The following is a 13,094-nucleotide window of genomic DNA, read 5'->3' as shown; positions in this document are numbered from 1 at the left end:
GCAAGCCGCTAATCGGATCAGACAACAAGGGACGAGGGCAATATGCGCGCAATGGTGTTTCCGGGGCAGGGTGCTCAGGCGATTGGCATGGGCAAGGATCTGGCGGATGCCTATCCTGCGGCAAAAGCAGTCTTTGACGAGGTTGACGACGCGCTGGGAGAAAAGCTGAGCGCGCTCATCTGGGAAGGTGATCAGGACACTCTGACGCTGACTGCGAATGCGCAACCGGCTTTGATGGCAACCTCCCTTGCCACGGTGCGTGCCCTCGAAGCGGAAGGGTTTAGCGTTGATCAGTCTGCTTTTGTGGCCGGTCATTCGCTTGGTGAATACTCCGCGCTTGCCGCAGCGGGCGCGTTGACCGTGGCGGATACCGCACGGCTTTTGCGGGTGCGCGGTCAGGCGATGCAAGATGCGGTGCCTGTCGGTGTGGGGGCCATGGCCGCATTGCTTGGGTTGGATTACGAGACGGTGACCGCTGTTGCGGCAGAGGCCGCAGGCGATGAGGTTTGCGAGGCGGCCAACGACAATGACCCCGGACAGGTTGTCGTGTCGGGTCACAAGGCCGCCGTAGAACGCGCGGTAGAGCTTGCCAAGGAGAAGGGGGCCAAGCGTGCCGTATTGTTGCCAGTCAGCGCTCCATTCCATTGCAGCCTGATGGCCCCTGCGGCAGAGCGCATGAAAGAAGCCTTGGCAGATGTACAGATTTCAGCCCCGGTCGTGCCGGTGGTGTCGAATGTGCGCGCAGAAGGTGTGAGCGCGCCGGACGACATCCGCGATTTGTTGGTGCAGCAGATCACCGGGTCTGTCCGCTGGCGTGAAAGCGTGGCGTGGATGCACAGCCAAGGTGTGAATGAAATCTGGGAAGTGGGTGCAGGCAAAGCTTTGTCTGGAATGATCCGGCGCATTGAGCGTTCAATCAGCTGTGCGGCAATCGGCACACCTGAGAATATCGCTGCCCTGAACGCGTGAAGGAGAAAGACATGTTTGATTTGACGGGTAAATGCGCGCTTGTGACGGGTGCCTCTGGCGGTATCGGCGGCGCGATTGCAAAGCAATTGCACGCTGCTGGCGCAACCGTGGGATTGTCGGGGACGCGGGTCGAACCGCTTGAGGCTTTGGCCGCTGAGTTGGGCGAACGCGCGCATGTGCTGCCCTGTAATCTGAGCGATGCAGAAGCCGTCACGGCGCTTCCTAAACAGGCCATCGAGGCGATGGGCGCGTTGGACATCCTCGTGAACAATGCGGGTGTGACACGCGACAACTTGTTCATGCGGATGTCGGATGACGAATGGCAGAGCGTTATTGATATCAACCTGACCTCGACCATGCGGCTGTGCAAAGGCGTGTTGCGCGGGATGATGAAGTCTCGTTGGGGCCGGATCATCAACATCAGTTCGGTTGTCGGTGCGACGGGTAATCCGGGGCAGGGCAACTATGCGGCCTCCAAAGCCGGTATGGTCGGCATGTCGAAGTCGTTGGCCTATGAAGTCGCCAGTCGGGGTGTGACGGTAAACTGCGTCGCGCCGGGCTTTATCACCACGGCGATGACCGACAAACTGAACGATGATCAGAAAGACGCAATTCTGAAACAGGTGCCGTCAGGACGCATGGGTGATCCAGAAGAGATCGCGGCTGCTGTTGTCTATCTGGCAAGCGCAGAGGCGGGATATGTCACTGGGACAACGCTGCATGTGAATGGCGGCATGGCGATGATTTAAGCATTGCAAGGTGTGGTATTCCCGCCCTCTGATGGATTGAAACTGGGTGGAAACACACCGATTTTCAGCGGGCGCCGATTAGACCAGCAACCGGTGACAAAGGATTTGCCACTGGGGATTGCTGTGTTATAGGCGGCGCAGATTCCGATGCTTGGCCCGCTCGCACAGGCTATGGAGCAACTGGCTGCTGACTGTCTTGTCAGCATGACAAGAGAATGACAGGCCTTTGGGCCACGAACGATGAGGACGTAATCATGAGCGACATCGCAGACCGCGTTAAAAAGATTGTTGTTGAGCACCTGGGCGTTGAAGAGAGCAAGGTTGTTGATGCCGCTTCCTTCATCGACGATCTGGGCGCAGACAGCCTCGACACCGTTGAGCTGGTGATGGCGTTCGAAGAAGAGTTCGGCATCGAGATCCCTGACGACGCGGCTGAAACAATCCAGACGTTCCAGGACGCCACAAAATTCATCACCGAAGCGACTGAATCGTAAGCATCGGTTGAGTGTTCTAGCGAGGCGGCGTCCAAACGGGCGCCGTTTTGCTTTTGGCGGTGCAGCGCTGATTTTCCGCGCGCCTTGGACGATTGCGCCGCTTTGACTTGCAGGTAGGTTCCCTGCGGTCCTATATCGCGCAAAGCACAAAGAACGGAGGCTGTCATGCGTCGAGTTGTCGTGACGGGGTTGGGAATGGTCACGCCTTTGGCCGATGGGGTCGAAGAGACGTGGTCGCGCATTCTGGATGGCGTGTCCGGCGCAGGTCCGATCACCCGTTTTGATACAAGCCGCGTGACGACGACCTATGCCTGTGAAGTGCCGTTTGGCGATGGCAGCGATGGCACATTCAATCCTGACACATACATGGACCCAAAGGATCGCCGGAAAGTCGACGACTTTATCCTGTATGGCATGGCAGCGGCTCAGCAAGCCGTGAAAGATGCGGGATGGACGCCGGAAGACGATGACGCGCTGGAGCGTACCGGCGTTCTGATGGGGTCGGGCATTGGTGGTTTGACATCAATCGCGGAGACCTCGGTTCTGTTGCATGAGCGCGGGCCACGGCGCGTGTCGCCCTTCTTTATTCCCGGCGCGCTGGTGAACCTTTTGGCTGGGCAGGTCAGCATTCGCTACGGATTTAAGGGGCCGAACCACTCGGTCGTCACAGCCTGTTCTACAGGGGCGCACGCCATTGGCGATGCGGCGCGTTTGATTGCGCTGGATGATGCCGATGTGATGATCGCGGGTGGTGGTGAGAACCCAATTTCTGAAATTGGGATTGCGGGTTTCAACGCCTGTAAGGCGCTGTCGACAAAACGTGCCGAAGACCCAACAAAGGCAAGCCGGCCATACGATGAAGATCGTGACGGGTTTGTCATGGGCGAAGGCGCTGGGGCTGTCGTGCTTGAAGAATACGAACACGCAAAAGCGCGCGGCGCGACGATCTATGCCGAGGTTCTTGGCTATGGTCTGTCAGGGGACGCCTATCATATCACGGCCCCGTCAGAGGACGGCGATGGCGCAGAGCGGTCTATGCGCGCTGCGTTGAAGCGTGCGGGCATCGAAGCCGGACAGCTAGATTACATCAATGCACATGGCACGTCGACGATGGCGGACGTCATCGAACTGGGTGCTGTTGAGCGCATGATGGGTGACGCGGCTGGAACGGTCACCATGTCGTCGACCAAGTCGATGACGGGCCATTTGCTGGGTGCAGCGGGCGCGATTGAAGCGATTTTCAGCATCCTGGCCATTCGTGATCAGGTTGCCCCGCCGACGATCAATCTGGACACTCCTGCCGTTGAAACGGCGATTGACCTGGCGCCCAACGCCAAGGTCGAGCGCGAGATCAACTACGCCCTGTCGAATTCGTTCGGCTTTGGCGGCACGAACGCGAGCGTGATCTTCGGGAAGGTCTGATCCATGTGGCGCCATATCGCCTCGAATGCCTTGTCTTTCTTTGTCGTGGGATTGTTCCTGATCGGCGGTCTGATCCTGTGGGGGATGGGCCAATATGAAGCCGAAGGGCCGCTGTCCCGTGCCATTTGCCTCAAGGTGGACCCCGGCTCGAACATGACGCGTGTGGCGTCGAAACTAGAGTCGGAAGGGGCAATCTCGAACAAGGCGATTTTCCGGTTGGCGGCGGATTACACCGAGCAAGCAGACGATCTGAAAGCCGGGAGTTTCCTCATCGAGCCCGGTGCCACGATGCAGGATATCCTGACCACCGTAACCGTCGGTGGCCAGAGCACCTGTGGGACCGAGGTGGTTTATCGCATTGGCGTCAATCGCACGAGCGTGCAGGTCCGCGATCTGGACCCGGAAACCAGCCGGTATGTCGAACAGGCCGTCTTTGATCCGGCAGCGGACGAAGCCCCTGCAGAATATGAGGCGGCGAAGGAGTCGACAGGGACACGCTTTCGCGTGGCTGTCGCCGAGGGGGTGACGTCCTGGCAGATCATTACGTCGCTGCGATCACTGGATATCCTGCAAGGCGCGGTTGATGAGATTCCGCCAGAGGGTTCGCTGGCACCTGATAGCTACGAAGTGACGCCGGGGACGGAACGGTCCGCTATCGTGGCTCGGATGCTTGCGGCACAAGAGACCCGACTTGCCGATGCTTGGGCTGCGCGGGAAGATGGGCTCCCCTACGACAACCCTGCCGAAGCATTGATCATGGCGTCGATCATCGAAAAAGAGACGGGCGTTGCCGATGAACGCCGGCAGGTGGCAAGCGTATTTGTGAACCGTCTGAACCGCGGCATGCGTCTGCAGACAGACCCGACGGTCATCTATGGGATCACGCGCGGGCAAGGCGTTTTGGGGCGCGGTTTGCGTCAGTCCGAGCTTCGGGGCGAAACCCCTTGGAATACTTACGTCATCGATGGTCTGCCGCCAACGCCAATCGCAAATCCTGGTGCGGCGAGCATTGAGGCTGCGCTGAACCCCGATGAGACGCCGTATATCTTCTTTGTGGCTGATGGCACCGGGGGGCACGCGTTTGCAGAGACGCTCGAAGAGCATAATCGGAACGTCGCACGTTGGCGCCAAATCGAGGCAGAGCGGGCAAACCAGTAAGGCCCCGCACGAATGCCCGGTGGGGAAAAAGTAAAAATTTCACTGATTTAGCGGGCGCATTTCGTGCCCTGCGTTCGCGAGAAATCTTGATATTTCGCTCGCCCTAGGGTAGAGTATGCCTGCTAGGCAGAGTGACCGAGCGGCCTTGCGGACACCCGTAGACTGCTTTTCTAATTTTGGCTCGTGCGGTTATGCATGAGAGGCTTTGGGGCAAATGGAAGTTACGGGTTCGCCCCCACGGGGCGAAACTGCGCTGAGGCGACAAGCGCATCTTGTCATGTCGCTGAACCGATACATCGAAGAAGTTGAAAAGGTTCTGGCCGATCTGCGGTCGGGTGAATTTGGTGAGCTTGCACAGCTGCCAAAGCTTAAGCGTGAGATGATGTCGGTGTCCAAGCAACTTCGAGAAGCGGAGATTGAGCTTGATCAACAAATCAGAGCAGAAGAAGGCCGATTGGCCGAAGGAGAAATTGACTTTGACGCGGTGCGGCGTTCGATCGGGGGCCGCTTGGATCGCCTCCGAGCCGCAGGAAGCACAACAGACGTTTCTGGAGAGTCTGACTGAAGACGAACTGCGTGCGCTGCCATTTCTATGGGATTTCTGGGCTTTCGAGCATCAGATGCCACCTGATGGAGATTGGCGCAGTTGGGTGATCATGGGAGGGCGTGGCGCGGGGAAAACCCGCGCCGGTGCCGAATGGGTAAGGTCGGAGGTTGAGGGCGCAACCCCGCTCGGCAAAGGGCGCTCCAAGGCTGTTGCGTTGATCGGGGAGACCTTTGATCAGGTTCGCGAAGTTATGGTGTTCGGTGATAGCGGGATTTTGGCATGTTCCCCGCCCGATCGCAGGCCGGAGTGGCAGGCCACGCGGCGCAGGTTGGTTTGGCCGAACGGTGCGGTTGCGTGGGCGTTTTCAGCACAGGAACCCGAGGCGCTGCGCGGTCCGCAATTTGACGCGGCGTGGGTGGATGAAATCGCGAAGTGGCGCAAGGCGGGTGATGTTTGGGACATGCTGCAATTTGCACTTCGGCTAGGCAATTCGCCACGGCAGGTCGTTACCACAACGCCGAGGAATGAACCGACATTGAAACGCATTCTCGGGATGCCAACGACGGTTGTCACGACTGCGCCTACCGAGGCCAACCGGGCCAATTTGGCTGGATCGTTCCTTGAAGAGGTGCGTGCACGGTATGCCGGGACACGATTGGGACGGCAGGAGTTGGACGGCGTTCTTCTGGAGGACACGCAGGGTGCGTTGTGGAGCCATGCGTCGCTGGAGGCGATTGGGGTCGATATCCTGCCTGAACTGGACAGGGTTGTTGTGGCCGTTGATCCGCCAGCGAGCAGCGATGGCGATGACTGCGGGATTGTGGTTGCGGGGGCAATTACGAAAGGGCCGCCTTCGACGTGGCAGGCCTATGTGTTGCAGGATGCGACCGTTATAGGCCAGACCCCGCTTGGTTGGGCTAAGGCGGCCGTTGATGCGCTGGAGGCCAACGGCGCAGATCGGCTGGTTGCCGAGATCAACCAAGGTGGGGCAATGGTAGAGACCATTGTGCGGCAAGTTGATCCGTTGGTGTCCTATCGTGGGGTCCATGCGTCGCGTGGCAAGGTCGCGCGAGCAGAGCCGGTTGCAGCGCTTTATGAGCAAGGGCGTGTGTATCACGCGCGAGGACTCGGATCGCTGGAAGATCAAATGACCCAAATGACGACGCAGGGTTTCGCCGGGCAGGGATCACCTGACCGCGTCGATGCGTTGGTCTGGGCTTTGACAGACCTGATGATCGAGCCTGCCCGCAAGTTCCAAGAACCCCGCATGCGGACGCTTTGAACAGCAGACGGGCTCGGGCGCGATCTTGGGACCACCGCACGGTGGTCCAAGCGCGGATTAACCTGTTGGTGGCATGTTCTTTCCTGAGCCGCAGGGGCGCAGCTGAACGCAGCCAAGCCCGTCAAGCAGGAGCAGGTTATGCTGAATTTCTTTCGATCCTCTAGCGCTGAGGCCGTGCCGGAGCAAAAGGCATCGGCCACTGGGCCAGTGATCGCCTATCAGACCTCCGGGCGGGTGGCATGGTCGCCGCGCGATATGGTGTCGCTGACCAAGAGTGGCTTTACTGGCAATCCGGTGGGGTTTCGTGCGGTCAAGTTGATTGCTGAAGCAGCTGCAGCGCTGCCTTTGGTTTTGCAGGATCACAAAGAGCGTTTTGACGCGCACCCGGTTTTGTCATTGATGTCGAAACCCAACGGCTTTCAGACACGTGCCGACCTGTTGGAAGCGCTCTATGGGCAGCTTTTGCTGACGGGTAATGGCTATGTCGAGGCCGTGTGCGGGGAGACAGGCGCGCCTGTGGAACTGCATGTCCTTCGGTCGGATCGCATGGCCTTGGTGCCCGGTGGCGATGGGTGGCCGGTGGCTTATGAGTATACGGTCGGTGCCAAGAAGCATCGGTTTGATGCGACGGGCCTCGTCTCGCCTATCTGCCATGTGAAGGCGTTTCATCCACAAGATGATCACTATGGATTAAGCCCGTTGCGGGCGGCGGCGACGGCGATGGATGTCCACAATTCGGCGACGCGGTGGTCGAAAGGGTTGCTGGACAATGCAGCGCGGCCGTCAGGTGCCATCGTGTATAAGGGTGCCGATGGCATGGGGCAGATGGGCCCTGACCAATACGACCGCCTTGTGAGCGAAATGGAGATGCATCACCAAGGCGCGCGCAATGCGGGGCGGCCCATGCTTCTTGAAGGTGGCCTGGACTGGAAGCCCATGGGCTTTTCCCCATCTGACATGGAATTTCAAAAGACCAAGGAAGCAGCGGCGCGGGAGATCGCGACGGCCTTTGGTGTGCCGCCGATGTTGCTTGGCATCCCTGGCGAGGCGACCTACGCCAACTATCAAGAGGCGCATCGGGCGTTTTATCGGATCACTGTATTGCCGTTGGCTCAGAAGGTGACGGCGCGATTGTCGGATTGGCTGAGTGCCTTCACCGGAGAAGCCGTGGAGTTGAAACCTGATCTGGATCAGGTGCCAGCGCTGGCGTCCGAGCGGGATGCCCAATGGGCGCGGGTCGGCAATGCGGCCTTTCTGACGGACGCGGAAAAGCGTCAGTTGCTGGGACTGCCGCCGTTGGAGGCGGTGGATGAGTGAAGAACCCAAACAGTTCCGGCTTGCTTATGACCCGAAACATTACGACCCGGCTGCCCGCATTGAGGCGAATGAGCGCGTGACGGCATTTCAGTTCGAAGCACTGAACAAACGGCTGGATCGGATCGACGATTTGATGGTGCGGCTGGAACGGCGGTTGTGGCTGACCGTCTATGGCGTGGTCGCAGCCGTTCTTGCCCAGGCCTTTCAATCGCTGATGGCGGTGACACCATGAAGGAAGACATGATGACAAAAGACCAGACCATGGGCCTTGAGCACAAGTTCTGCCGGATCGAGACGCCGATCACCGTGGATGATGGGTTGAAGATCGAAGGTTATGCATCGCTTTTTGGCAAGGCTGACAATGGCGGCGATGTTGTGGAGCGGGGGGCCTATGCTGCTTCTCTGGACAAGCTGAAGGCGGCAGGTCGTGGAGTAAAGATGCTGTGGCAACACGATCCGACGCAGCCCATCGGTGTTTGGGATGAGGTTCGCGAGGACGAGACGGGGCTGTTTGTCAAAGGACGCCTTCTGGGCGACGTCGAGAAGGCGCGCGAGGCGGCGGCGCTTTTGTCAGCGGGCGCGATTGACGGACTATCCATTGGCTATCGCACCGTGAAGGCCACGAAGACAAACAAGGGCCAGAGGCTCTTGTCCGAACTGGAGCTTTGGGAAGTGTCGCTTGTGACATTTCCGATGCTGCCGGAGGCGCGGGTCGGGTCCAAGGGGAATGAGACCGACGCCCCGCTGGATACGGTTTTGCGCGAAATTGCGGGCGCTTTCGAAGCGGCTCGTGAGACGCTGGCGCGGGACAACACCCCAAACCGGCACCCTTAGACCCAAGAGCAAACAGGACCCGTGACATGAGCACACCTGAGACGAAGGCTCGGGCCGGGGAAGTTGTGTCTCCGGCGGAGGCAGTGAAGAGCGCCTTGAGCGGTTTCATGAATGACTTCAACGCGTTCCAGGCCGACATGAATTCAAAGCTTACAAAGCAGGAAGAGCGACTGACCATGCTTGATCGAAAAACTCTGACCCGTCCGGCGCTGTCGTCGACACCGGCAGAAGCCCCGCACCAAAAAGCGTTCAACGCTTATCTGCGGACGGGCGATGATGACGGCCTGCGTGGTCTGGAGATTGAAGGCAAGTCGATGTCGACGCTGGTAAACGGCGATGGTGGGTACCTTGTCGATCCGCAAACATCGGAAACGATTCAGTCGGTTCTGTCGTCGACGGCCTCGATCCGCGCCGTCGCAAACGTCGTGAATGTCGAAGCGACATCCTATGACGTTCTGGTGGATCACGGTGAACTGGGTGCAGGCTGGGCGACCGAAGCATCGACAGTGACCGAGACGGCAACGCCGACGATCGACCGTATTTCGATTGCCTTGCATGAATTGTCAGCCCTGCCGAAAGCATCGCAGCGTCTTTTGGATGACAGTGCCTTTGACATTGAAGGCTGGCTGGCGGGGCGGATTGCCGATAAGTTTGCGCGCGCCGAAGCAGATGCATTCATCAACGGCGACGGGGTCGATAAGCCGACCGGTTTCCTGACCCACACTATTGTCGATGATACTGCGTGGGCGTGGAACAGTCTTGGCTATGTCAATTCCGGTGCGAATGGGGATGTGACACCGGACGCAATCGTCGATCTCGTCTACGCGCTGGGTGCGCAGTACCGGGCCAATGCGACATTCGTCATGAACTCCAAAGTTGCAGGCATCGTTCGCAAGCTGAAGGACAATGATGGTCGTTTCCTTTGGTCCGATGGGCTTGCTGCCGGTGAGCCGGCGCGACTGATGGGCTACCCCGTCTTGATCGCCGAAGACATGCCGGATGCGGCGACGGATTCCTATTCCATCGCGTTTGGTGACTTTGCGTCCGGCTACACGATTGCGGAACGTCCTGACCTGCGCGTTTTGCGTGATCCGTTCAGCGCCAAGCCACATGTCCTGTTTTACGCAACGAAGCGCGTGGGTGGCGATGTGAGCGACTTTGCAGCGATCAAAGTTCTGAAATTCGCCTCTTCCTGAAGAGGCGATAGGGGAAGCGCTCAGTGGAAGTAGCTTCCCCGGTTTGACGCGCGCCATTGCAGCCTTTGTTGTCTAGCAGTTCCCCTCCGTCCGAGCGGCGAAGGCGGCGCGCGTCTTCTCTGGACGACACCGGATTTTGGAGACATTCCATGATGTTAGTGGAAGAGACAAGCACGCCGGATGCGGCCCTGCCTGTCGAAGAATTCAAGGCACATCTGCGGCTGGGGACAGGGTTTTCGGATGATGCCGTGCAAGATCCGGTCTTGGTCAGTTTTCTGCGGGCTGCGATGGCGGCAATTGAGGCGCGGACTGGCAAAATTCTTTTGACGCGCGAGTTCTCGTGGACGTTGTCGCATTGGCGGGATTCTACTGCCCAGGCGCTACCCATTGCGCCGGTTGGGCAGATCCTTGAACTGGTGCTGATTGATGCCGATGAAAATGAAACCGTTGTTGATCCGGGCGACTATCGTCTGGAGCGTGATCACCAACGTCCGAGAATTGTTCCAGTGCGTGGGGCGCTGCCGACCATTCCGCGCAATGGCGCTGCCGAGGTGGTTTTTGAGGGCGGCTTTGCGGCGAGCTTTGGTGATCTTCCAGCCGATCTTGCGCAGGCGGTGTTCCTGCTCGCTGCGCACTATTACGAAAACCGCAGTGACACTGCGCTGAGTGGATCGGTCATGCCATATGGCGTGGCGGTTTTGATCGAACGCTACAAGACTGTGCGCCTTTTGGCGGGGTCACGAGCATGAGCCAGCCCAAGCTGAACCGGATTTTATCGCTCGAAGAGCGTGTGCGGACGCCGGACGGAGCCGGAGGTTTTTCGGAAACGTGGCAACCGCTTGGCATGATGTGGGCGCAGCTGCGCGCAGGGAGTGGGCGCGAGTTCGGTGTCGATTTCGCAACGCTCTCACGGGTGCCATTCAAGATCACAGTGCGGGCTGCGCCCTATGGCGCCGCGTCGCGTCCGAAAGCGGATCAACGGTTTCGCGATGGGACGCGGATATTCAGCATCCTAGCGGTGACCGAAGCCGATGCTAGTGGTCACTACCTGATCTGTAACGCAGTTGAGGAGGAGGCGGCATGAGTTATGCGGGCTCTTCGGCATTACAGCAGGCCGTCTTTGAGGAACTAATGGCTCACGCGGCATTAAATGCGCTTGTTGGGTCACATGTCTACGACGCGGTGCCGTCAGGCACGATCCCGGATCTATACGTCAGCCTTGGTCCGGAAGATGTGCTGGATCGATCAGACCAGAACGGCCACGGCGCACGGCATGATTTTGTCATCTCGGTGGTCAGTCAGGCATCCGGTTTTCAGGAGGCCAAAGATGTGGCCGCCGCCGTCTGCGACGCATTGATCGGTGCGGAGCTGTCGCTGTCGCGCGGCACGCTTGTCGGCCTTTGGTTTCTGAAGGCCAAAGCCGGACGGTCGGGCACAAATGACAACATCCGCCGGATCGACCTGAGATTTCGCGCCCGCATTGATGGCGTTTGATCCCCTAAACAAGATGGAGCGTGAGCCATGGTAGCTCAGAACGGTAAGGACCTTTTGGTAAAGGTCGATATGAACGGCACACAGCAGTTCGAAACAGTGGCAGGATTGCGCGCGACGCGTGTGAGTTTCGGCACCGATACGGTTGATGTGACCAGCCTCGACAGTCCGGAAGGCTGGCGTGAACTGTTGGCTGGAGCGGGGACAAAGACCGCGAATATCAGCGGGTCCGGTGTGTTCAAGGACGCGAATACAGATGCCCGTGTGCGCGAGCTTTTCTTTAGTGGGACGGCGCCGGAGTTTCAGATCGTGATCCCTGATTTTGGCACAGTTGAAGGACCTTTTCAGGTCTCGGGGATTGAGTACGCAGGCACCTATGACGGCGAAGCGACGTTTGAACTGAGCCTCGCTTCAGCCGGGCTGCTGACCTTTGTGGAGCCGGTTATCTAATGGCCAACCCATTTGCCGGAGAAGTGGCGCTGGTGCTGGATGGGCGACGGCATGTCTGCAAGCTGACGCTTGGGGCTTTGGCCGAGCTGGAGCATTCGATGGGCGAGGATAGCATCCTGTGTCTTGTCGAACGGTTTGAGCAAGGGCGGTTTTCGGCACGAGACATTTTGGCATTGGTGGCAGCCGGCCTGAGAGGGGGCGGGTGGAAAGGCGATCAGGCTGACCTGCTGACCGCTGAGGTCGGTGGTGGAATGGCGGAGGCGGCCCGGGTCGCCGCACGTCTTTTGGTCGTGGCATTCGAGACCTTCGCCGAACCGTGACGCAGTTTGACTGGAGAGCGCTGTTTTGCGTGGGAACACGGCAGCTTGGACTACAGCCGAGCGATTTCTGGGCGCTTACGCCTGCGGAGCTGCGTCTCATGCTTGGCGAAGTAGATGGGCAAGCACCGATGCGCATGGCCGGATTGGAAGCGTTGATGGAGCGCTTTCCTGACCAAGGAAACGGGAAGGAAGAAGAGGGATCAACATGACGGATTTCACCAATTTCGATGCTGAGGTCGACCAGTTGAACGTTTCGCTCGAGGCGGCTCGGTCGATGACACAGGCGTTTTCCGGGGAGCTTGAGAGCATGCGCGCGACGCTTGCCGTGACCGGGACGGACCTGAAGACGCTTGAAACCGGACTGAACCGGGGATTGCGCTCTGCCTTTGATGGGTTGGTGTTCCAGGGCGACAGTTTGGCAGATGCGCTCAAGAACCTGTCAAAGTCGATTATCAACACAACCTATAACGCGGCAATTTCCCCCGTCACGAAAGGGATCAGCAATTCGATTGTGAATGGTCTGGGTGGGCTGTTTGGTGGAGCGGGATTTGCCCAAGGTGGCGCGTTTTCGGCGGGTCAGGTGATGCCGTTTGCCAAAGGCGGTGTGGTTTCGCGGGCGACGACCTTTCCGATGAAGCATGGGATGGGCCTGATGGGAGAGGCGGGGCCCGAGGCCATCATGCCGTTGAGCCGCGGGCCTGATGGCGCATTGGGGGTAAAGGCGCAGGGCGCCAAGACTGCAAACATGATCACCATCAACATCAGTACCCCTGACGTTGCCGGTTTTCAACGAAGCCAGAGCCAAATCGCAGCCTCTGTGAGCCGTGCGCTTGGCCGTGGCCAGCGGAACACCTGAGGGCAGCGC

Annotated in this window: 18 protein-coding genes; all 18 read left to right on the top strand. The window is 59.0% G+C overall.

The window, feature by feature from the left end; all coding sequences use genetic code 11:
- Nucleotides 1–42: 42 nt before the first annotated feature.
- Nucleotides 43–969, top strand: a complete 927-nt coding sequence (gene fabD / locus FE702_RS05275; protein ID WP_147125217.1) for an ACP S-malonyltransferase — start codon at nucleotides 43–45, stop codon at nucleotides 967–969.
- A gap of 11 nt (nucleotides 970–980) precedes the next feature.
- A complete protein-coding gene (gene fabG / locus FE702_RS05270; RefSeq protein WP_147125216.1) occupies nucleotides 981–1,718 on the top strand; it encodes a 3-oxoacyl-ACP reductase FabG in 738 nt (245 codons plus the stop codon).
- Nucleotides 1,719–1,972: 254 nt separating this feature from the next.
- On the top strand, nucleotides 1,973–2,212 hold the full coding sequence (locus FE702_RS05265; protein WP_147125215.1) for an acyl carrier protein: 240 nt from the start codon (nucleotides 1,973–1,975) through the stop codon (nucleotides 2,210–2,212).
- Between the two features lie 165 nt (nucleotides 2,213–2,377).
- Nucleotides 2,378–3,634, top strand: coding sequence for a beta-ketoacyl-ACP synthase II (gene fabF / locus FE702_RS05260; RefSeq protein WP_147125214.1), 1,257 nt, complete (start codon nucleotides 2,378–2,380; stop codon nucleotides 3,632–3,634).
- A gap of 3 nt (nucleotides 3,635–3,637) precedes the next feature.
- Nucleotides 3,638–4,792 carry an endolytic transglycosylase MltG gene (gene mltG, locus FE702_RS05255; RefSeq protein WP_147125213.1) on the top strand — a complete coding sequence of 385 codons (1,155 nt, stop codon included), beginning with the start codon at nucleotides 3,638–3,640 and terminating at the stop codon, nucleotides 4,790–4,792.
- A 277-nt stretch (nucleotides 4,793–5,069) separates the two neighbouring features.
- Nucleotides 5,070–5,357, top strand: coding sequence for a hypothetical protein (locus tag FE702_RS18555; RefSeq protein WP_186826989.1), 288 nt, complete (start codon nucleotides 5,070–5,072; stop codon nucleotides 5,355–5,357).
- 55 nt (nucleotides 5,358–5,412) lie between these two features.
- Nucleotides 5,413–6,621 (top strand): DNA-packaging protein, encoded by a 1,209-nt coding sequence (locus FE702_RS05250; RefSeq protein ID WP_255449592.1) that lies wholly within the window; start codon nucleotides 5,413–5,415, stop codon nucleotides 6,619–6,621.
- A gap of 138 nt (nucleotides 6,622–6,759) precedes the next feature.
- Nucleotides 6,760–7,938 carry a phage portal protein gene (locus tag FE702_RS05245; protein WP_147125212.1) on the top strand — a complete coding sequence of 393 codons (1,179 nt, stop codon included), beginning with the start codon at nucleotides 6,760–6,762 and terminating at the stop codon, nucleotides 7,936–7,938.
- Nucleotides 7,931–8,170 carry a GTA head formation protein, RCAP_rcc01685 family gene (locus tag FE702_RS05240; protein ID WP_147125211.1) on the top strand — a complete coding sequence of 80 codons (240 nt, stop codon included), beginning with the start codon at nucleotides 7,931–7,933 and terminating at the stop codon, nucleotides 8,168–8,170. The genes FE702_RS05245 and FE702_RS05240 overlap by 8 nt, the downstream gene beginning before the upstream one ends.
- 29 nt (nucleotides 8,171–8,199) lie before the next feature.
- Nucleotides 8,200–8,772, top strand: a complete 573-nt coding sequence (locus FE702_RS05235) for an HK97 family phage prohead protease (protein ID WP_147126131.1) — start codon at nucleotides 8,200–8,202, stop codon at nucleotides 8,770–8,772.
- Nucleotides 8,773–8,798: 26 nt separating this feature from the next.
- The gene (locus FE702_RS05230) at nucleotides 8,799–9,968 is read left to right on the top strand and encodes a phage major capsid protein (protein WP_147125210.1); all 1,170 of its coding nucleotides are present in this window, start codon (nucleotides 8,799–8,801) and stop codon (nucleotides 9,966–9,968) included.
- A 149-nt stretch (nucleotides 9,969–10,117) separates the two neighbouring features.
- On the top strand, nucleotides 10,118–10,717 hold the full coding sequence (locus tag FE702_RS05225; RefSeq protein WP_147125209.1) for a head-tail connector protein: 600 nt from the start codon (nucleotides 10,118–10,120) through the stop codon (nucleotides 10,715–10,717).
- Complete coding sequence (locus FE702_RS05220) at nucleotides 10,714–11,052, top strand: head-tail adaptor protein (RefSeq protein ID WP_147125208.1); 339 nt, start codon at nucleotides 10,714–10,716, stop codon at nucleotides 11,050–11,052. The genes FE702_RS05225 and FE702_RS05220 overlap by 4 nt, the downstream gene beginning before the upstream one ends.
- On the top strand, nucleotides 11,049–11,462 hold the full coding sequence (locus FE702_RS05215; protein ID WP_147125207.1) for a DUF3168 domain-containing protein: 414 nt from the start codon (nucleotides 11,049–11,051) through the stop codon (nucleotides 11,460–11,462). The genes FE702_RS05220 and FE702_RS05215 overlap by 4 nt, the downstream gene beginning before the upstream one ends.
- A 27-nt stretch (nucleotides 11,463–11,489) precedes the next feature.
- Nucleotides 11,490–11,909: a phage major tail protein, TP901-1 family gene (locus tag FE702_RS05210; protein WP_147125206.1), complete on the top strand. Its 420-nt coding sequence runs from the start codon at nucleotides 11,490–11,492 to the stop codon at nucleotides 11,907–11,909.
- Nucleotides 11,909–12,229 carry a gene transfer agent family protein gene (locus tag FE702_RS05205; RefSeq protein ID WP_147125205.1) on the top strand — a complete coding sequence of 107 codons (321 nt, stop codon included), beginning with the start codon at nucleotides 11,909–11,911 and terminating at the stop codon, nucleotides 12,227–12,229. The genes FE702_RS05210 and FE702_RS05205 overlap by 1 nt, the downstream gene beginning before the upstream one ends.
- A complete protein-coding gene (locus FE702_RS05200) occupies nucleotides 12,226–12,438 on the top strand; it encodes a rcc01693 family protein (RefSeq protein ID WP_147125204.1) in 213 nt (70 codons plus the stop codon). Before FE702_RS05205 ends, FE702_RS05200 begins: the two co-directional genes overlap by 4 nt.
- Complete coding sequence (locus tag FE702_RS05195) at nucleotides 12,435–13,085, top strand: phage tail tape measure protein (RefSeq protein WP_147125203.1); 651 nt, start codon at nucleotides 12,435–12,437, stop codon at nucleotides 13,083–13,085. The genes FE702_RS05200 and FE702_RS05195 overlap by 4 nt, the downstream gene beginning before the upstream one ends.
- Nucleotides 13,086–13,094: the final 9 nt, after the last annotated feature.

The sequence above is a fragment of the Shimia ponticola genome, from assembly GCF_007995215.1.
Taxonomy (GTDB): Bacteria; Pseudomonadota; Alphaproteobacteria; order Rhodobacterales; family Rhodobacteraceae; genus Shimia_B; species Shimia_B ponticola.
The sequence above is the reverse complement of the archived record's forward strand: the minus strand, read 5'-3'. Positions and strand labels throughout refer to the sequence as shown.

Excerpts from the sequence above, each read along its gene's own strand:
- fabD (WP_147125217.1), top strand. The coding sequence starts at position 43 with ATGCGCGCAATGGTGTTTCCGGGGCAGGGTGCTCAGGCGATTGGCATG.
- fabG (WP_147125216.1), top strand. The coding sequence starts at position 981 with ATGTTTGATTTGACGGGTAAATGCGCGCTTGTGACGGGTGCCTCTGGC.
- FE702_RS05265 (WP_147125215.1), top strand. The coding sequence starts at position 1,973 with ATGAGCGACATCGCAGACCGCGTTAAAAAGATTGTTGTTGAGCACCTG.
- fabF (WP_147125214.1), top strand. The coding sequence starts at position 2,378 with ATGCGTCGAGTTGTCGTGACGGGGTTGGGAATGGTCACGCCTTTGGCC.
- mltG (WP_147125213.1), top strand. The coding sequence starts at position 3,638 with ATGTGGCGCCATATCGCCTCGAATGCCTTGTCTTTCTTTGTCGTGGGA.
- FE702_RS18555 (WP_186826989.1), top strand. The coding sequence starts at position 5,070 with ATGTCGCTGAACCGATACATCGAAGAAGTTGAAAAGGTTCTGGCCGAT.
- FE702_RS05250 (WP_255449592.1), top strand. The coding sequence starts at position 5,413 with ATGCCACCTGATGGAGATTGGCGCAGTTGGGTGATCATGGGAGGGCGT.
- FE702_RS05245 (WP_147125212.1), top strand. The coding sequence starts at position 6,760 with ATGCTGAATTTCTTTCGATCCTCTAGCGCTGAGGCCGTGCCGGAGCAA.
- FE702_RS05240 (WP_147125211.1), top strand. The coding sequence starts at position 7,931 with ATGAGTGAAGAACCCAAACAGTTCCGGCTTGCTTATGACCCGAAACAT.
- FE702_RS05235 (WP_147126131.1), top strand. The coding sequence starts at position 8,200 with ATGGGCCTTGAGCACAAGTTCTGCCGGATCGAGACGCCGATCACCGTG.
- FE702_RS05230 (WP_147125210.1), top strand. The coding sequence starts at position 8,799 with ATGAGCACACCTGAGACGAAGGCTCGGGCCGGGGAAGTTGTGTCTCCG.
- FE702_RS05225 (WP_147125209.1), top strand. The coding sequence starts at position 10,118 with ATGATGTTAGTGGAAGAGACAAGCACGCCGGATGCGGCCCTGCCTGTC.
- FE702_RS05220 (WP_147125208.1), top strand. The coding sequence starts at position 10,714 with ATGAGCCAGCCCAAGCTGAACCGGATTTTATCGCTCGAAGAGCGTGTG.
- FE702_RS05215 (WP_147125207.1), top strand. The coding sequence starts at position 11,049 with ATGAGTTATGCGGGCTCTTCGGCATTACAGCAGGCCGTCTTTGAGGAA.
- FE702_RS05210 (WP_147125206.1), top strand. The coding sequence starts at position 11,490 with ATGGTAGCTCAGAACGGTAAGGACCTTTTGGTAAAGGTCGATATGAAC.
- FE702_RS05205 (WP_147125205.1), top strand. The coding sequence starts at position 11,909 with ATGGCCAACCCATTTGCCGGAGAAGTGGCGCTGGTGCTGGATGGGCGA.
- FE702_RS05195 (WP_147125203.1), top strand. The coding sequence starts at position 12,435 with ATGACGGATTTCACCAATTTCGATGCTGAGGTCGACCAGTTGAACGTT.